An 18,556-nucleotide genomic window follows, 5' to 3' on the forward strand; every position below is an offset into this window, starting at 1 on the left:
GTCTGATCTTGCCTTTTAAGCAAGCTTCTCCTTGACCTCAGCCGCGACGTTCGCCGGGACCTCGTCATAATGGGAGAAGAACATCGAGTAGTTTGCACGGCCCTGGGTGAACGAGCGGAGCTGGTTCACGTAGCCGAACATGTTGGCCAGCGGGACCATGGATTCGACGACCTGGGCATTGCCGCGGCTGTCGGTTCCCTGGATCTGACCACGACGGCTGTTCATGTCGCCGATGACGTCACCGAGATATTCCTCGGGGGTGACGACTTCAACCTTCATGATCGGCTCGAGCAGCTTGATGCCGGACTTCTGCGCGACTTCACGCATGGCACCGCGACCGGCGATTTCGAAGGCCAGGGCCGACGAGTCGACGTCGTGGTAGGCACCGTCGTAAAGGACGATGTCGAAGTCGATGATCGGGAAGCCGACCAGCGAACCCGAGGCAGCGGTTTCGCGCATGCCCTTTTCGATCGCGGGGATATATTCCTTCGGAATGTTACCGCCCTTGATCTCGTCCTTGAAGGTGATGCCCGCACCGCGCTCTCCCGGCGTGACCTTGATCTTCACGCGACCGAACTGACCGGTACCGCCCGACTGCTTCTTGTGGGTGTAGTCCACATCGACAGGCTTGGCGAGGTATTCGCGATAGGCGACCTGCGGAGCACCGACGTTGGCTTCGACCTTGAACTCGCGACGCATACGGTCGACGATGATGTCCAGGTGAAGTTCGCCCATGCCCTTGATGATCGTCTGACCCGACTCGTGGTCGGTGGTGACGCGGAACGAGGGATCCTCAGCCGAGAGACGGTTGAGCGCAACGCCCATCTTCTCCTGGTCGGCCTTGGTCTTCGGTTCGACCGAGAGTTCGATAACCGGCTCGGGGAATTCCATGCGTTCGAGAACGATCGGCGCCTTTTCCGCGCAGAGCGTGTCGCCCGTGGTGGTTTCCTTCATTCCGGCCAGCGCGACGATGTCGCCCGCGAAGGCCTCGTCGATGTCCTTACGGTCGTTGGCGTGCATCTCGAGGATACGGCCAACCTTTTCCTTCTTGCCCTTCACCGAGTTCAGGTAAGTGCCCTTGGCGAGCGTACCCGAATAGATGCGGATGAAGGTGAGCGAGCCCACGAAGGGATCGTTCATGACCTTGAAGGCCAGCGCCGAGAACGGTGCGCTGTCTTCCGGCGGACGGCTGTCGGCTTCGTCGCTGTCAACCTTGACGCCCTGGACGTCTTCGATGTCGAGCGGCGAAGGCAGGTAGTCGACGACGGCGTCGAGCAGGGGCTGTACGCCCTTGTTCTTGAACGCCGAACCGCAGACGACCGGAACAAACTTGTGGTTCAGCGTGCCCTTGCGGATCAGCGCCTTCAGCGTGGCGACGTCGGGCTCGGTGCCTTCGAGGTAGGCTTCCATGACCGCATCGTCCTGCTCGACAGCGAGTTCGAGCAGCTTTTCGCGGTATTCGGCAGCTTCGTCAGCCAGTTCAGCCGGGATTTCTTCGTAGAAGAATTCGGCGCCGAGCGATTCGTCCTTCCAGACGATTGCGCGGTTGTGAACGAGATCGACCAGGCCCTTCAGGTCGGCTTCGAGGCCGATCGGAATGTAGAGCACAGCAGGCGTCGCACCGAGACGGTCGATGATCGACTGCACGCAGTACTTGAAGTTCGCACCGGTACGGTCGAGCTTGTTGATGAAGCACATGCGCGGAACGCCGTACTTGTCGGCCTGGCGCCACACGGTTTCCGACTGCGGCTCAACGCCGGCAACGCCGTCGAAGCACGCGACCGCACCGTCGAGCACGCGCAGCGAGCGTTCGACTTCGATGGTGAAGTCGACGTGCCCGGGGGTGTCGATGATGTTGATGCGGTATTCCTGGCCCTCGGACGTCCAGAAGCAGGTGGTCGCAGCCGAGGTGATGGTGATGCCGCGTTCCTGCTCCTGCTCCATCCAGTCCATGGTCGCAGCGCCGTCGTGGACTTCGCCGATCTTGTAGGACTTGCCGGTGTAGTAGAGGATTCGCTCGGTCGTGGTGGTCTTACCGGCGTCGATGTGCGCCATAATACCGATGTTACGGTACATATTGAGCGGATGGCTGCGTGCCATGGTGAAAATCCTTAGCAGGAGTGTTTGGGAGCGGAGCGGCCTTCAGATAAGACCTCGCCCCCTGAAATAAAAGTGTGACGCCCGGATGACCGCCGAGAGGCAATCGATCCGGGCGACACCACGCACATTACCAGCGGTAGTGCGAGAAGGCGCGGTTCGCGTCCGCCATGCGGTGCGTGTCTTCGCGCTTCTTCACGGCATTGCCGCGGTTGTTGGCAGCATCGAGCAGCTCGCCCGAGAGACGCGCCGACATGGTGGTCTCGGGACGGTTGCGGGCTGCGGTGATCAGCCAGCGGATGGCGAGAGCCTGGGCGCGCTCCGGACGGACTTCGACCGGGACCTGGTAGGTCGCACCACCGACGCGGCGGCTGCGGACTTCGATCTGCGGCGCGACGTTGTTCAGGGCGTCGTGGAACAGCTGGACCGGGTTGGCCTTGGCGCGGGTTTCCATGGTTTCCATGGCACCGTAGACGATCGCTTCAGCGACCGACTTCTTGCCGTCGTACATGAGGTTGTTCATGAACTTCGACAGGATGAGATCCCCGAACTTGGGATCGGGCAGGATAATCCGCTTCTCGGGACGACGACGACGTGACATCGTTGATATTCCTTGTTCTTTCGGGCGGGAGCGTGAGCATCACCGGCCGGTAAATCTTGTACCGTGCGAGGCGCGAAGCCCCGCGGGCCGGCTTACTTCGGACGCTTGGCGCCGTACTTCGAGCGGCTCTGCTTGCGATCCTTGACGCCCTGGGTGTCGAGCACGCCGCGCAGGATGTGGTAGCGAACGCCGGGAAGATCGCGGACGCGGCCGCCGCGGATGAGCACGACCGAGTGCTCCTGCAGGTTGTGGCCTTCACCCGGGATGTACGAAATGACTTCGCGGCTGTTGGTCAGGCGCACCTTGGCGACCTTGCGGAGAGCCGAGTTCGGCTTCTTCGGGGTCGTGGTGTAAACGCGGGTGCAAACGCCGCGCTTCTGCGGGTTCTGCTCCATCGCAGGAACCTTCGACTTGGCCTTCTGCGGCTCGCGACCCTTGCGGATCAGCTGGTTGATAGTGGGCATCTATACTCTTCTTTCAAATGGGAGTGCGATGGATCCGGGCCGGAGCGATGCCTGCAGCAGCAGGCGCACCGGCGCGAACCCTTCGCACCCCAAGGGACCGATCGACATCGGAGCCCGGAGCATCTGAAAGGGACGGAATATTTTCGAGAGTTCACGCGAGACGAGCCGGATATCGGAACCAGCCCTTTCACCCCGATCCGGAGTTACTGGCGGTTCGCCCCTGGCAACCGTCGAACGTGAGCCGAAAAACACTCCACCCGGGCAAATGCACCGGATTACTTTGCCATGCGCCCTTCCGGCAAGAACCACCCCGCGACTCGCGCAAGGGGTTCCCAAAGCGGCTTTTCCGGCAGCCAGGCTGCGGGAAAGTCCCGGAAATGCTGACATGACAATGTTCAGCTCTATGTCGTTTCCTGCGAGAACACTCACAGGAGATGGGCGCCCTTAGGAGATTTGGGGCCGCGGGTCAAGGAGAGCGGTAGCAAGGGCTCTGGGCCGGTAGGCGACCGTCTGGTTTGGAAAGACAACGGCCGGATAGCTGCCGGTCCCTAGCCTGGACGCGGTCAGCGGCTCTTGGCTCTTCTTTGCCGTTTTGCCATTTAGCACTGCAGCGTTAAGCTTTTTGTTTTTCGGGGTTAAGTGCGACGATGGTTGGATTTGGGGAATGGGTTGTCAGCACAATCGGCTCCGTGGCGATCACTGGTATCGTGATCAGTGCGGCCGCAGTGCTGATGCGCGACACACTCGCGAGATACCTGACCAAATCAGTAGAGCATCATTTTGAAGAGCGGCTCGAGAAGTTCAAAGGTGACATCCGCGGTAACGAGATAGAACTGGAACAGATCAGGGGCTTCCTAACTACAGCCCAGCGGGAACGAGATGCCGCGATACAGGCAAAAAGGTTGGAAGCGGCAGAGTCATTGCTTCGTGAGAGGCAGGTGCTGTCCAGGCTCTCCATGCTGATTGAGTACATGAAAATATTAAACACGGATAAAATGCTCGATGCTACCGGCGATCCGAAAGTCGCTGAGTTTGTCCAAAGTCTGCTACATCCGCTTCAGGTCGATAGAACACTTGAAGATTTAAAATCGTTTGATCGAACGATTTCCCGCCTGTACTTGAGTGAAGCAGCGTTAAAGACCTTTGATGCGTATCAAACTATTGTTATGAGTGCGGTAACGTTACTGAAGATGTTAAGTATACCGTTGGACAAAAAGAGTGATTTTATAAAATCGGGCAAGCTGAGCAAGACGGTGATCGAGTTATTGCCAGGGACTGCGGATGAATTTGAGAAATTCGGAGAGGGTTACGCCTATTATTGGTCCACCCACTTCCATGACGAAGTTTTACGAGTGCTCCGGAATGACATCCTGGGGATGGATGCGTCAGGAAAGGACGCCGCTTCAGCCGAACGATTGGTTCTGGAATCCCGGCTGGCGCAGGCCAACGTTCAAATGTCGTTGCGGGAGAACGGACTCTCTCAGGGTTTGATAAGGACTGACTGACGCCCCGCCTGCCAGATCAACGCGACAGCTTTCTGAACGGCAGGTTCCGGAGAAGACACCTGGCAGGCTAAACGGTTATAATGGGCGCGCGATCGCGTACCAGCGCACCTAAAAGCGGTTCGACATCGGCAGGTCTTTCGCCACATATTCGAAGTACAGTCGTACGGCCCTGCCGCGCTCATCGACTCCGGGCACTGCCTTGATGCGGTCACTCCGGAAGCCAGCGTGAAGCACTTCGGCCTCAGTCATTGCCAGATTGGCCATCAAGTGCATCACGCTCCGGCGACCTTCGTCCGTTGCTCTGCGTTTTTCTTCTTTCAGATAAGTTTCTAACGCTTCGCGGCAGGCACGCTGGGCAAGCCAGTAGCGGCCATAGGCGACCGTGGCGACCAATGCTGTAAGGATTGCCGCCCAATCGGATGCCATTCCTAGGAAATCCTTGCACATCCATCATTCCTCGGTCGGAGATCGCCGCGGCAAACTCTGCTGGCGGCGGAATGAAACTCATTCGTCTGTATGAGTAGCAAATTGAACGACCGCTTCTAGGACTCTTGCAGAGAAGGCTAAATGACCGACAAGGGAGCAAAGCGGCCCTTCGGCCCCATGCCTTCCATGCGCGTGACAAACCATTTTCCTACACGTCCCCGCTCGCGTTAGACCGGCCTGCCATTGGGAACACAGGTCCATCAGCGCGAGCGAGGTTGCCTTATGTCTTCCGGCAGAAAATCTTCAAATCCAGGTTCTTCGAAACGGCGTCACGGCGAGCGGCTTCCTCGACAGGCGCGGGATGAGCGGGCGCGAGGATCCTTCGCGTCTCCGGCGGCCGGCGTGGAATCCTCGGCTCCGGAGGCTCGCTGCGAAACGGCTTGTGCCAGTTCCTCTGCGCGGGTTGCCGCGGAAACGGCGGTGCGCTGCGCTTCCGTGCGGCCGGGGCGGCGGACTTCGCGGACGGCCTTCTTCGAGGATGCCATCGACCCCGAAGATCCCCTGCTGGGCTTCGCGCCCTATCGGCACAAGGCGCCGCGCGCCAACTCGATCACGCCGGAGCGGCAGCGGGCCTTCATCGCTGCGCTCGCGGCCAGCGGCATCGTCACGCAGGCCGCGCGCAGCATCGGCGCCTCGATGGAAGCGCTCTACAAGCTGCGCCACCTGCCCGGCGCGGAGGGGTTCGCGGCGGCATGGGACATGGCGATCGGCCGGGGAATGATGCGGCTGGAGGACTGCGCGCTCGAACGCGCGATCCGGGGCGAGGAGCGTCCGGTGGTGAGCCGCGGCGAAGTGGTGGCCTCCTGGACGCGCCACGACACGCAGCTCATGCTGTTCCTGCTGCGCCAGCGCCTGCCCCATCGCTATGGCGACGGCCGCCGCGATCCCCGGCCGGGCGATCCGCTCTACGAACGTATCCGGGCCGAGATCGAGGCGGAATATCCCTCTCTGGAGGAAGTCCGCGCCTCGATCCGGGCCAAAGTCGCCGGGCTTCGCGCGCAAGTCGAAGCGCGCGCGGCGACGGGGAATGGCGCCCTCGAGGAGTAGCGCCCTTCGCCTTCCCTTGCCGCCCGCTTCCCGGTTCCGATCAGAACCGCAGGCGGAAGGAGACGCCGACCTTGAGGCGGTCGAATTCCTGAGTCGCGTCGTCGCTGTTGCGCTTGCCGAAGTTGGCGTAGCCCGCGACCGACATGTTCCGCGAGAACAGGTATTCCACTTCGCCCGAGACCGTGGGCGTCTGTTCCTTCACGCCCGAGCCGATGTAGCGCGTGCTTCGGTAGCCCGCGCCCACCGAAGCGAAGAGATTGTGGCGGATCTCCTGCTGGAGCGAGAGCTTGACCGTGGTGTCGGTTCGCGACTGGGCGCCGCTGCGGAAAGTGGCGACATCGCCGTTGAAGGCGTCCAGCATGATCGCCGTGCGCTCGCGAGGCCGGTAGGTCAGGCTGCCCGAGACCGAGAGGCCGGTGCGATCGGGCACGGCCTTGTCGTCCGGCGTGAAGCGGAAGAAGCCGGCGGAAAGGTTGCCTTGCAGCACACCGCCGGGTTCGAACTCCACGCCCAGGCGGCCGCCCCAGGTGGTGGTGTTACGCTTGTCTCCCGCGGGGGTATATTCGATGCGGAAGTCGCGCCGCGCGACGAAGGCGCTGGCCGTCACGAAAGTGATGCCGGTCACGCGCCAGCCCACGGTGGCCACGCCGTTCATGCTGTTGAAGTCGCGGTTGTCGTCCACGGTGGAGACGGCATCGTACTTGGTGAAGTTGCCCTGGAGGTCGAACAGCAGGCGGCGGGTCATGTGCCGGAAGCGCAAGTCGGTGCCGAGGCTGTCGATCTCGCGCGGTCCGGCGTTGGGGTCCTGCCGCGATTCCGGGCTGCCGCGCTCTTCGACCGTGCGCTGCCAGAAGGCGCGCCCGACCAGCGAGGTCGTCGCCTCCGGAGACCAGCGCAGGGTGCCGTCCAGCGACCAGGCCTCGGTGTTCTCGGTCTTGAGATTGGCGAAACGGCGGACCGTGGCCGAAGCATGCGCCTGGCCGCTGAGCGTGCCGGGGCCGGTGTTGATCTGCAGTTCCGGCGTCAGTTCCAGGTGGACGTCGTCGCGCGCGTTGTTCTCCTGGGCGTAGACGTTGGTGTCGTATTCCACCCGCGCCTCGCCGCCGAGGCTGACGTTGAGCGAGCCGAGGTGCATCGGCAGCTCGCGATAGTCCTTGTCGTTGGGATAGACCGCCGAGGCGGTCGAGCCGATGTCGCGGGCCTGGGCCAGTGCCTGCTGCGGCATCGCGAGCAGGAACGGGACCGGCGCGGCCAGTACGATTGCCCCCCGCATGGCCTCAGAACCACCGCTCGTAGACGCGGATCCGGTCGCCGGGCTGGATGGTCGCCATCTCGTCGGCGCTGGCGGTGACGTCCTTGCCGCTGACCACGCGGGTCACGGCGACCTTGCCGGTCTGCGCGCGGTAGGTATAGCCCCCCGCGGCCGAGATCGCCGCGAGCACCGTCATCCCCTGGCGATATTCGAACTGGCCGGGCTTGTTCACCTCTCCCACCACGTAGAACGGGCGGAGTTCGACCGGGCCGACGTTGACCACCGGATCGCCGGTCATGATGCCCTGACGCAGCAGCGACGCGGCGATGCCCTGCTCGATCTCGCGATAGGTCAGGCCGGCGACGTCCACCTGCTTGATATAGGGCAGCGAGATCGCGCCGCTGTCCTCGACGATGTAGTCGCCGTTGGCGCTTTGCAGGTCCTGCACCACGATGTGGAGCTTGTCGCCCGCACCCACCTTGTAGGCTCCCGCCGGGGTGGATGCGAGCGTGGGCAACGATGCGGTGGGCGACGAACATCCGCCAAGCATCGAAGTCGAAATGAGCGAAACGGCCAGTGGGACCGCCAGAAGCGGCCGGAACCGGAACAGGCTTGCGAGACCATGTGACATTGGGTTGCCCTCCCTTGCGGAAATTAAGGCCCTTGCGAAAAATTGAGGCCCTTGCGAAATCGAGCCCGGCCCGCCCCCCGCGCGGCCCCTCGAAGCAGCGCGGCCCCAGCGAAACCGTCGTCCGACACGTTGACGCAAAGATCGGCGGAATGCCTTGGTTATTAAGGGTTATCCGGGGGAATACTCGGGCGATGAGAGCTAATCCTCGTGGGGGGAGGATGGGTTTCCTGTCCGATATCGCCAGGCAAAAACGGGGGGAGGATTTGGTTGGAGCGCCTTCGACGGATGTCGAAGGCTTGCGGCACCAGCCCGCAAGCTCGTCACGGACGTGACGAGCGCACCAAACAAAAACTCATCCCGGCACCGCGACCACATCGCGAAAAACGACGAGCGCACCGCCAGACCAGCCCGGTCCGGCGCGGGCGCCCTACCCTCGCGCCAGTTCCTCATAAGCGGCGGTGACCTGGCGGACGTGGTTTTCGCGCGAGAAGCGGCGGCGGGCTTCGCCTCGGGCGCGGGTGCGGATGGCGTCGAGGCGTTCGGGGTCGGCGAGCAGGCCCGCGGCGGCGCGGGCCATGGCCTCGGCATCGTCGAGCGGGCAGAGCACGCCGCAGCCGCCCTCCAGCGCTTCCGGATTGCCGCCCGAATCGGTGGCCACCACCGGCGTGCCGACCAGCATGGCCTCCACCAGGGTCCGCCCCAGGGGCTCGCGCGCGGCGGGAACCAGCAGGAGGTCGCAGCCGGCCAGCCATTCGTGGCCGGGCGTGCGGAAGCCCATCATGTGGACGGCGGAATTGCCCGAGACCCGCGCAATCCGCTCCGGCAGGGCGTCGCCCACTTCGGTATTGCGGGGATCGCCGAACATCAGGCCGACCACCGGCTTGTCCAGCAAGGCCCCGAGCCGCTCCACCGCATCGACGAATTCGAGCGGCCGCTTGCGCTGTACGAAGTTGCCGAACCAGCCGCAGAGCACGGCGTCCGGGGAGCAGCCGAGTTCCTCCACGAGGGTACGGCGCATGGCGGCCCAGTCGGCCGTGACGCTGGTGTCGAAGGGGCTGTAGACCACTTGCGCGGCCCGCGCCGCCCCGCGGCTGCCCTGCGGGAGCGAAAAGCGCGACACCGTGAAGATGCGGTGCGCCAGAAACGGAGCCACATAGCGCAGGCCGCGCGCGTCGGGATCGCCGCGGTGGTGCCAGATCAGCCGGACGCCGGCCAGCCGCGCCGCCAGTGCCCAGCTCGCATGGCTGCGCCCGTCGTTGCTGTGCACGACATCGATGGCATTCTCGCGCAGGAACCGCACCCGGCGCGGCACGCCGGCCATCGCGCGCAGAACCTTGCCGAAGCCGAAGCGCGCGCCGGGCACGAAGGAGCGGCGCGGCCGGGCCGGGTCGGGCACCTGGGCAAAAGCGGAGAAGAACTGCGCGATCGTGCCGCCCGGCACTTCGGGAACCACCAGAAGGCGATAGTCGGCGGGATCGAGCTGCTCCATCAGCCCGCGTGCGGAAACGTGGCTGCCGCCCAGCTCGTCACCGGCGAAGGGATAGCAGATCCGCAGCGGCGCGGACCCGGCGGCCACGCGGGCGGTCCCTCCTTCGATCCTGTCCAGCTCGGCCCTCTCGAATTCGGCGCTTTCGAATTCGGCCCTCTCGAACTTGGCCCCAAGCGGCCCTGCCAGACTGTTCAAAGACCGAACCCTTTCTCTCGGTAGCTCAGGAATTCCTCGATATTCTCGATGCCGTTGCCGTTCTTGTCGCCCCAGGCGTCGTTGCGCGTGGGGTCCAGGCCATTGGCGCGTTCCCAGGCATCGTCCATGCCGTCCTTGTCGTCATCGACATAAGGCGTGCCCGATGCCTGGGCCGGCAGTGCCGGAACCGGTTCGCCGATGCGGCCGGTGCGGTTCTTGACGTCGGCCACCACTTCCTTGTCGAGGGCATCGCGCGGGAAGGCCCCGGCGCGGGCGAGGACAGAGGTATAGGCGGCCGCGGCGGCCATCGGCTGGACGGTCAGCGGGCACGGCGCCTGCTGGATCTGGGCCGGCACCACTTCCGGGCTGACATGCTTGAAATTGCCGTCGAAGGCATTGTCCCAGAGGTAGATCGAGGCCGTGCCGGTCGATCCCTGGGTCTCGCGGGCGACGCCGCGGCTCTGGGCATTGGTATTGGTGCCGGCGATGAAGCTGTTGCCTACGATCGAGACCGGGCTGCCGCCGTAGCTTTCCCAGACTTCCGCGAATTCCGACATGGCGTTGTAGAGCACGTTGTTGATCACTTCCACGCAGGATCCCTTGGGGAAGTTGATGTCCGGGTTGCGGTCTCCGTTATGGGCGCAAAGGTTGCCGATGAAGCTCAGCTTCTGCTTGTCCACCGGATCGCTGGCGAGCAGCGCGCACTTGTCGTGCTTGGGCACGCCCCAGGCGAAGATCGAATTGCTGATGGTGATCTCGTCGTTGTCGTCATAGCCGTTGATCAGCTCGTCGCGCGCCCAGGAGGCGCTGACATGGTCGATCACCACGCGGCTGCTCTTTTCTATGGTGATGCTGTCCTCGGCCTCGCGGTTGCCGCCCACGCGGTCGTTGCGCACGCGGATGCCGCGCACCACGACGTCATGGGTGTTCTTGATGACCAGCGGGGTCAGCCCGTTCTTGCCGCCCGAATGGGCCAGGGTGATGCCGCCGCCCGGCGCGGTCTGCCCGGCGATGGTCAGGTAGGGCGTCATGATCCACGGCGGGCGCTGGGTGAAGCGGATCACGCCGCTGACCCGGAACACGCAGACGCGCGGGCCGCTGGCGGTAACGCAGGCGCGGTAGGATCCGGTGCCGGAATCGGCCAGGGTGGTGACATAGATGATCCGCCCGCCCCGTCCGCCGACGCTGGTGGCGCCGTAGCCGATCGCGGCGGGGAAGGACTTCTTGCCCGTGGGAATGCGAACCACCGGCGCCGCGGCCATGACGCGCTCGCTGACCGTGCCGGCCAGGCCCAGCACCAGGGCCAGCACCGCCAGACCCATCGCCGCCAGCACTATCAGCGCGCGCAAACGGGTCGTTCGGGAACGCGCTGTCTTGGAAAGCTTTGCCGCAACCATGCCGATTCTCCAGCCGAGGACCGGGCCAAGCATCGGAAATGGGCCCGGGAAACATGCGCGCGGCGAAACGTGATCCTTCGGCCGAACGCGCACAAGTTACCAATTGGACTTAGCGCCGCCCGCGCCCTCCTCCTTTTGCGCTAACATCTATGCGCTTGCCTATTGCCCGGACTGGCCTTTGCCTTGGGCCGATCCCCTGCCCATGATCCCGGTCCATGGCCGCTATCCTAACCCAGCTTCCCGACGACGGGGTGCAGCAACCGGCGATCCTGCGGGGCCCGTTCCGGATGGCGGGGGGCTATCGGCCTGCCCGCGCACCGGAATCCCCCTACGACCGCGCCATCGGCTTCCTGCTTCCGGCGGCCGCCTTCTTCCTCAGCTGGTGGCAGGTAGGGCGCATTCCCGCCTTCAACCTGACCATGTCGGACATGATCCTGATCGTCTGCACATTGCTGATGCTCGTCTCGCGCGGGCTGAACGCGCGGATGATGGGGCGCATGTCGGTGCTGTGGGTGGGCGGGATCGTCATGCTGCTGGGCGGCATGCTGGTGGGCTCGACCGTCCACGGCGATTTCACGCGCTGGCCGGTGGTGGCCGGGCAATATGCCTTCGCCCTGGTGCTGATCCCGATGGTCCTGGCCAATTGCTCGCTGACGGCGCTGCGCCGCAGCGGCCTGGCCTATGTCTGGGGCGTGGCGGTATCGCAGGCGGTGGGCGTCGCCCTGGTGAACCTGTTCAGCCGCGACATGATCAACCAGTACGTGAACAAGTACGTGGTTACCGGCAATGGCCGGCTGGGCGCCTTCACCGGCGAGCCCAATTCGAACGGCGCGGTCTGCGTCTTCGCCCTGATCTTCCTGCTCCATGCGGTGATCGAGAAGCGCCTGCGTCCGGTGATCGCCGTGCCGCTGGCGCTCGTGATCGTCGCGGGCCTGGTCTATTCCGCCAGCTTCACCGCCTTCACCGCCACCATCCTGGCGATCGGCTTCATCCTGGCGCTCTCGCGCATGCGCACGGTCGTCACCATCGCGCTGCCGGTGGCCCTGGCGGTGGGCGCCTACGTCGGCCTGGGCGGACCGGTTCCGGCCGTGTTCGAGCAGCGGGTGGGCGACGCGGTCGTCTCCGGCGATCCGACCAAGGCCGGCACGTTCGTCGGCCGCTCGGTCCTGATCCAGGAGGCCTGGCAGATGTCGGGCGACAACCTGCTGATCGGCCTGGGCAGCGACGGATACCGCAAGGCCAGCGTCTACGGCATGCCGGTGCACCAGCTCTATCTCCTGGTGCTCAACGAAGGCGGGCTGGTCTCCTTCATCGGGCTCAGCGTGATGTTCGCCGCCATGTTCGTGCAGGGCCTCTTCATTGCCGGGCGAAGTCGCACCGACGGGGTCTGCGCGCTCGCGATCCTGGGGGTCTTCTTCATGTACGCGATGTCGCTGCCGCACATGTTCGCGCGGATGTGGAACGGGCCGGTGATGCTGATGTTCGCGCTGTCCACGGCCGGAGCCGGAGTCGCCGCCCTCACCGCCACGCGGCGCCCGCAGTGGTACAATCAGGCTGGCCACCGGGATGCAGAACCGGCGGCCGACACAGAACGGACTTCGGAAGCAGGATGACTCCCATCGACAGCGCCAGCAAGGCCTCGTTCCTTCCGCGCCTGCTTTCCCGTTGGCGCGGCAGCGAGATGCTGAAGCCCCATCTGGTCAGCATCGGCCACTTGCTCTCGGGCAATTTCGGCGGCGTGATGATCATGATGGCGAGCCTCGCCATCGCCACCCGCGCGCTTGGACAGGAGCAGTTCGGCATTCTCGCCGTGGTCCTGTCGATCGGGCGCGTCTGCGAACGCCTGATCCGCTTCGAATCCTGGCAACCGCTGGTGCGCTTCGTGGCCGTGGAGGAGGAGAACGGAGACGTCTCGCGGATGTCCTCGCTCTATGCCTACGGGCTGTTCCTGGATGTCGGCAGCGCTCTGGTGGCCGCGGTCCTGAGCGTGATCGTGGCATGGACGGCGGGCGGGCTGATCGGCATCGGCCATGACAACGTGCACCTCGTGGCGATCTACGCCTGCGCCATCGCCTGCAACCCGCGCGGCATGGCCAGCGCGGCGCTGCGTCTGGCGGGCAGGTTCCGGGTGCTGGCCTATGTGCAGCTTGCCTCTTTCGTGGCCCGCTTCGCCCTCTCGGCGCTGCTTTACGGACTGGGCGGGGGACTGATCTGGTTCGTGCTGGTCTGGACGGTGAGCCAGATCTTCGACTCGGCCCTGTTCAACTACCTCGGCTTCCGCGCCCTGGCGGAGACCGGCATCCCCAGCCCGCTCAAGGCCGACTGGCGCGACCTGCCCGGCCGCTTCCCCGGCTTCATGCGCTTCGCCATATCGACCAACCTTTCCTCCACCCTGCGCACCATGACGCATGAGATGGACACGCTGCTGGTCAGCACTTTCGCGGGCGCCAGCGCGGCGGGGCTCTATTACCTCTCCCGCCGCATCGCCAAAGTGGCGCAGACCGCCGGGGACATGATCCAGACGGTGATCTACCCCGACCTCGCCCGGCTGTGGCGCAAGGTCGGCCCGGCGGCGATGGGGCAGCTGGTCTCGGTGCTCCAGGCCTCGCTGGCGGCCATCGCGCTGACGGCGGTGGGCGCCTGCTGGCTGATGGGGCGCCAGGCGATCGAGATCGTGTTCGGGCCGGGCTTCGCGGACAGCTACCAGCTCCTGCTGGTGCAGCTCTTCGCGGTGCTGCTGACGCTCCATGCGACTCCGGCCCGCGCGGCGCTGCTGGCGATGAACCGGCCGACCTACGTGCTGGCCGCCAGCTTCACCTCCACCGCCTCGTTCTTCGCCGTCGCCTTCGTGCTGATCCCCCGCTACGGCGCGCTGGGCGCCAACTACGCGCATATCGCCTTCGGCGTGGTCACGGTGATCCTGCTCGACATCGCGTTCTGGCGCGGCCTCCGCAGTGCCGACCACAACCCGCGCGAAACGGGGCCGGAAGCGGCGCCCAAGGGCCCTGCGGCATCGCCCAAGGCCGCCTTCGCCCTGGAGTCCGAGGCGTGACGGCCCACGCCCCCGCCGGAGACTTCGCCCGCGACGGCGAATTCCCGGGCGGCGACGGGGCGCCGAGGCCGCTGCGGGTCAGTTCGGTCATCACCAGCCTGACCTCCGGCGGGGCCGAGATCCTCGTCACCAACCTCAACGGCGCTTTCGCCGCACGGGGCGCGGCCGGCACCGTCGTCGCCTTCTGCGACGCCCCCACGCTCGGCAATTCGCCCGAGATGGAGGCCGAACTCGCCGGACAGATCGCCGAGAGCGGCTGCCGTTTCGAATCGATGCAGCTCACCCGCAGAAGGGGCCTGCTGCGCGGCGCGCTCGCGCTGCGCCGCCACCTGGCCGCCGCCCGGCCGGACGTCGTCCACGTCCATACCGTGCGCGCGGTGGCCATGATGGCCTTCACCGGTTTCGCCGGCCCGGTGGTCTTCACTTACCACAACAGCCGCCTGAGCTTCCCGCCCGGCCTGTTCGCCGCGGTCGACCGGGTGGTGCATCACTATGTCGCGATCAGCAACGACACCGCGGCCATGTACCGCCGGCTGTCCCGGCGGCCCTATACCCTGATCCAGAACGCGCCCTCGGCCCGCTACAAGGCCAAGGCCCCGCGCGTGGCCGCGCGGCGGCCCGGCAATGTCCTGAGCGTGGGCGCCGTGTCCGACCAGAAGAACTATCCCCTGCTCATCGAGACCGCCCGCATCCTGCGCGACCGCGCCACCGAGGCGATGCCGCCGCCGGTCCTGCGCGTGGCGGGCGGCGGCGAGGGGCTGGAGGACCTGCGCGCGCAAGTGCGGACGCTGGGCCTCGAAGGGGTGGTCGAATTCCTCGGGGAGCGGCGCGACGTGCCGGACCTCATCGCCCGCAGCGACTTGTTCCTCAATACCTCGCACTACGAGGGTTTCTCGGTCGCAATCCTGGAGGCGATGGCCATGGCCATGCCCGTCGTCGCCACTGACGTTGCCGGCAACCGCGGGCTCGTGCGTCCCGCGCAGAACGGACTGCTCTGCGCGCCGGACAAACCCCAGGCCCTGGCGGCGGCTATCATGCGGCTGATGCAGGACAATTCGCTTTACCGGCAGTTTTCCGCGGGCGCGCTGGCCACGAGCCGCGAATATACCATCGAGAATGCCGCCGCCCGGCACCTCGAACTCTACGCGTCGCTGCTGCGGCTGCGCGCTCCCCAAAAGGACTAGTCTCTATTAGGGCGCGCCCGTCCCGGATGCCCTTTTTGCGCGTCCCGGCTTTGATCGCATAGTCCAGACTGAAGATCGCCCCGCGTGGGCGGTCCCGCACCAGGCCCGTCCCGAGGGGGGGCGGCAGGTATTACAGGGCCGCCCTGTGGCGGCGAACTTCACCTCGCTGGAGGGGCACACATGTCAACTGCAATCGCGCCAAGCCCGATCGGCGGCGCGCCGGCGCATTATCGCGGACCGGCGCTGTCGCGGGATGCTTCATCACCATCCGAACAACAAGTCGGGCCACGCGACCTTCTTCGCGTCATCTACCGTCACCGAACGATGATGGCGCTGGTCGTGGGGGTCATCACCCTGGGTGTGCTGGTGCAGCAGTTGCTCTCCCCCACCCAGTACCGGGCCTCCTCGACCGTGCAGGTCGAGCTGATCGACGAGGTCGGCACCAACCAGGCGGATGTGAACTCCCGCAATGCCGAGCGCGTGGCCAATGCCGTGCGCCTGCATCGCTCGCGCTCCGCGGCCGAGCAGGTCGTCAACGACCTTCACCTCACCCGCGACAACGACTTCCTCAAGGAACTCGGCAAGGTTCCGGCCGACCGCCGGGCGCTGCAGCAGGCGGCGACCAACAAGGTCCTGTCGATGGTGACGATCAATTCCGAGGCCGGTTCCGACCTTGTCGAGATCGCCGTCACCGCCCGTTCGCCGGTCGTCGCCGCCGAGATCGCCAACCAGATCCCGATCTCGGTCCGCTCGCTGCGCACGATGAAGACCAACGAGCGCCGCTCCGAGCTGCTGGCCTCGCTGGAGCAGGAACAGCAGTCGCGCGCCACCGAAGCCGAGGAGACCGCCCAGCGCGTCGCCGACTTCCGCGGCCAGCACCAGATGCTGACCGGCGCCGGCGGCGAAGAGGACCTGGCCCAGATCAACCGCATCGCCGTGCAGAGCGCCTCGGCCATGGCCGCGCGTGACGCTGCCGCCGCCCGCAGCGCCGGCATCGCCCGCGCCAGCCGGATGCAGAGCACCGCGCTCGCCAGTTCCGGCGTGCTCGACCAGCTCGAACGCACCCGCGGCGAACTCATCGCCGAAACCTCGAAGCTCTCCACCAGCCTCGGGCCGAACCACCCCGACGTGAAACGCCTGAATTCCCAGCTTGCCACCGTCAACGAGGGCATCACCAAGGAACAGGCCCGCGTCCAGGGCGCCGCCCAGGCCGACGCTTCGGCCAAGGCCTCGCAGATGACCGAGATCGCCCGCAGCGAAGCCGCCGGCGACAGCGCCCAGGCCAACCGCCTGGAAGGCATCGTCGCCGGGCTCAGCTCGACCGCCTATCGCAACACCGCCAATGCCGTGCAGCTCGACAAGCTGGTGCGCGAATCGACCTTGGCCGACGATGCCTACAAGGCCATCGCCGGCCGCGTGGAGCAGGTTCGCGCGCAGATGCAGATGGAGGGCGTGTCCTCCTCGGTCGTCTCGCCCGCCGTGCCGGACTACGACCCGGTCGCCCCGGCGCCGGTCAAGATGGCCATCACCGCCCTGCTGGGATCGAGCGTCCTGGCCTTCCTGATCGCCTTCGCCCGCGACTTCCTGGACGACCGCCTGCGCACCACCGCACAGATCCGCCGCCTCTTCGGGCTGCCGACCCTGGGCATGCTGCCGCTGCTGAACAACAGCCTGTCGGAAGACCCCAAGGACAGCCCGGTCATCAAGGAGCCGCAATCGCTCTTCGCCGAAGTCGCCCGCTCGACTTATACCGAAGTGCGGGCACTGGACCGGCGGCCCGCCGCCGCGCGCGGGAATTCGCAAGTGGTGCTGGTCACCTCCCCGCTGCCCGGCGACGGCAAGTCCACCGTCTCGCTGACGCTCGCCGCCGCCGGCATCGCCATGGGCGACCGCACGGTGATCCTCGACCTCGACTTGCGCAAGCGCGGCGCGCTCCAGCGCCTCCAGAACGAGATGCACATGCCCGACCTCGTGGACATCGTCTGCGGCCGGGCCGATCTCGACAGCCTGGTGGGCCCGCGCTCGGCCCATCCCTATGACGGTTCGCCCAATGCCGGCACGATCGTCACCGGGCCCGACGGCAGCCAGATCATCGAGCCGGAAGGCGCGAACCAGATCGTGCTGCTCAGCGCCAAGGATCCGGTGGCCGAACCCGCGCTGCTGCTCTCGTCCAATCGCCTGAAGACCCTGCTCGAACAGCTGCGGGAGCGCTTCGAACTGGTCATCATCAACGCCCCGGCAGCCCTTGCCGTGCGCGATGCCCGGGCCATGTGCCACTTCGCGGACCAGACCGTGCTGGTCGCCCGCTGGGGCCACACCACCGGGGACCAGATGCGCGCCGCCCTGGAAATGCTGGACGACAGCGTCAGCGGCGTGATCTTCGACCAGGTCGACTACGTCGAGCACGCCCGTCGCCGCTATGGCGACTCGGTCCAGTACTACGCAGACTCGGCCAGCTACTACTCGTCGCCGGTCCCGGCCCGCGACGAATGGGCCGCCAAGATCCGTCGCTTGTTCCGGGGCCACTCCTGGCGCCCCGTGGAAGCGTGAGCAGGAGCGCGCGAGTGGCCTTCGCTTCCCTTCGATTGCTCGCCTCGCTGCTCCTGCTCACCCTTCTGCCGCTGCTCCTGCTGTTGGGGCTCGGCGTCCTGCTCTCGATGGGTCGCCCGGTGCTGTTCCGACAGCGCCGGGCGGGCCGCGACGGGCGGGATTTCACCCTGCTCAAGCTGCGCTCCATGCGCGAGGCGACGGGGCCGGATGGGCAGCCGCTGCCGGACGAAGCCCGCGTCACCGCCTTCGGCCGCTTCCTGCGCCGCAGCCGGCTGGACGAACTGCCGGGCCTGTGGAACGTCGCGGCCGGGGACATGACTTTCGTCGGCCCGCGCCCGCTGCTGCCCGAGACCATCGCCGGTCTCGGACCACGCGGCGCGGCGCGGGGTCGGGTCCGGCCGGGGCTGACCGGCTGGTCGCAAGTCAACGGCAATACCCTGCTTTCGCTGGACGAGAAGATCGCGCTGGACTTGTGGTACGTGGACAATGCCTCGCCGCTGCTGGACTTGCGGATCGTGGCGCTGACCCTCTGGGTCATGGTCGGCGGCGAACGCCGCTCGCAGGCGGTGGTTCTCGCGGATTGAGGGAGCGCGCGGCGCCGCGGGC

Annotated in this window: 15 protein-coding genes; 7 read left to right on the forward strand and 8 right to left on the reverse strand. The window is 65.8% G+C overall.

Features of this window, described 5'->3' with window-relative positions:
• Window positions 1-15: 15 nt before the first annotated feature.
• From fusA to rpsL, 3 genes are all read right to left on the reverse strand, one after another.
• The gene (fusA, locus tag AB4Z00_RS13275; RefSeq protein WP_134095327.1) at window positions 16-2,100 is read right to left on the reverse strand and encodes an elongation factor G; all 2,085 of its coding nucleotides are present in this window, start codon (window positions 2,098-2,100) and stop codon (window positions 16-18) included.
• Window positions 2,101-2,227: 127 nt separating this feature from the next.
• Window positions 2,228-2,698 carry a 30S ribosomal protein S7 gene (gene rpsG, locus AB4Z00_RS13280; RefSeq protein ID WP_132263829.1) on the reverse strand — a complete coding sequence of 157 codons (471 nt, stop codon included), beginning with the start codon at window positions 2,696-2,698 and terminating at the stop codon, window positions 2,228-2,230.
• Between the two features lie 92 nt (window positions 2,699-2,790).
• Window positions 2,791-3,162 (reverse strand): 30S ribosomal protein S12, encoded by a 372-nt coding sequence (gene rpsL, locus AB4Z00_RS13285; RefSeq protein WP_007682177.1) that lies wholly within the window; start codon window positions 3,160-3,162, stop codon window positions 2,791-2,793.
• Window positions 3,163-3,809: 647 nt separating this feature from the next.
• Between rpsL and AB4Z00_RS13290 the strand changes: the two genes are divergently transcribed.
• Entirely contained in the window at window positions 3,810-4,667 is an 858-nt protein-coding gene (locus tag AB4Z00_RS13290; RefSeq protein ID WP_442046283.1) for a hypothetical protein, read from the forward strand.
• A gap of 108 nt (window positions 4,668-4,775) precedes the next feature.
• Here AB4Z00_RS13290 and AB4Z00_RS13295 read toward each other — a convergent pair whose 3' ends face one another.
• The gene (locus AB4Z00_RS13295; RefSeq protein ID WP_314464585.1) at window positions 4,776-5,093 is read right to left on the reverse strand and encodes a hypothetical protein; all 318 of its coding nucleotides are present in this window, start codon (window positions 5,091-5,093) and stop codon (window positions 4,776-4,778) included.
• Between the two features lie 480 nt (window positions 5,094-5,573).
• On the opposite strand from AB4Z00_RS13295, the gene AB4Z00_RS13300 reads away from it, so the two are divergent.
• Entirely contained in the window at window positions 5,574-6,200 is a 627-nt protein-coding gene (locus tag AB4Z00_RS13300) for a hypothetical protein (protein WP_442046284.1), read from the forward strand.
• Between the two features lie 40 nt (window positions 6,201-6,240).
• Here AB4Z00_RS13300 and AB4Z00_RS13305 read toward each other — a convergent pair whose 3' ends face one another.
• From AB4Z00_RS13305 to AB4Z00_RS13320, 4 genes are all read right to left on the reverse strand, one after another.
• Window positions 6,241-7,473 carry an outer membrane beta-barrel protein gene (locus AB4Z00_RS13305; protein WP_132263834.1) on the reverse strand — a complete coding sequence of 411 codons (1,233 nt, stop codon included), beginning with the start codon at window positions 7,471-7,473 and terminating at the stop codon, window positions 6,241-6,243.
• A 4-nt stretch (window positions 7,474-7,477) separates the two neighbouring features.
• A complete protein-coding gene (locus tag AB4Z00_RS13310; protein WP_132263836.1) occupies window positions 7,478-8,083 on the reverse strand; it encodes a polysaccharide biosynthesis/export family protein in 606 nt (201 codons plus the stop codon).
• A 427-nt stretch (window positions 8,084-8,510) separates the two neighbouring features.
• On the reverse strand, window positions 8,511-9,767 hold the full coding sequence (locus AB4Z00_RS13315; protein ID WP_442046285.1) for a glycosyltransferase family 4 protein: 1,257 nt from the start codon (window positions 9,765-9,767) through the stop codon (window positions 8,511-8,513).
• Window positions 9,764-11,164 (reverse strand): pectate lyase family protein, encoded by a 1,401-nt coding sequence (locus tag AB4Z00_RS13320; protein ID WP_165921340.1) that lies wholly within the window; start codon window positions 11,162-11,164, stop codon window positions 9,764-9,766. The genes AB4Z00_RS13315 and AB4Z00_RS13320 overlap by 4 nt, the downstream gene beginning before the upstream one ends.
• Before the next feature lie 215 nt (window positions 11,165-11,379).
• Here AB4Z00_RS13320 and AB4Z00_RS13325 point away from each other — a divergent pair, with 215 nt between their 5' ends.
• From AB4Z00_RS13325 to AB4Z00_RS13345, 5 genes are all read left to right on the forward strand, one after another.
• Window positions 11,380-12,777: a hypothetical protein gene (locus tag AB4Z00_RS13325; RefSeq protein ID WP_314464592.1), complete on the forward strand. Its 1,398-nt coding sequence runs from the start codon at window positions 11,380-11,382 to the stop codon at window positions 12,775-12,777.
• Window positions 12,774-14,216 (forward strand): lipopolysaccharide biosynthesis protein, encoded by a 1,443-nt coding sequence (locus AB4Z00_RS13330; RefSeq protein WP_132263841.1) that lies wholly within the window; start codon window positions 12,774-12,776, stop codon window positions 14,214-14,216. Before AB4Z00_RS13325 ends, AB4Z00_RS13330 begins: the two co-directional genes overlap by 4 nt.
• Window positions 14,213-15,400: a glycosyltransferase gene (locus AB4Z00_RS13335; RefSeq protein WP_165921341.1), complete on the forward strand. Its 1,188-nt coding sequence runs from the start codon at window positions 14,213-14,215 to the stop codon at window positions 15,398-15,400. Before AB4Z00_RS13330 ends, AB4Z00_RS13335 begins: the two co-directional genes overlap by 4 nt.
• A gap of 180 nt (window positions 15,401-15,580) precedes the next feature.
• Window positions 15,581-17,950: a GumC family protein gene (locus AB4Z00_RS13340; RefSeq protein ID WP_132263845.1), complete on the forward strand. Its 2,370-nt coding sequence runs from the start codon at window positions 15,581-15,583 to the stop codon at window positions 17,948-17,950.
• Between the two features lie 14 nt (window positions 17,951-17,964).
• A complete protein-coding gene (locus AB4Z00_RS13345; protein WP_314464598.1) occupies window positions 17,965-18,534 on the forward strand; it encodes a sugar transferase in 570 nt (189 codons plus the stop codon).
• The last annotated feature ends 22 nt before the right edge of the window (window positions 18,535-18,556 follow it).

The organism is Novosphingobium sp. YAF33, assembly GCF_052113265.1.
Taxonomy (GTDB): Bacteria; Pseudomonadota; Alphaproteobacteria; order Sphingomonadales; family Sphingomonadaceae; genus Novosphingobium.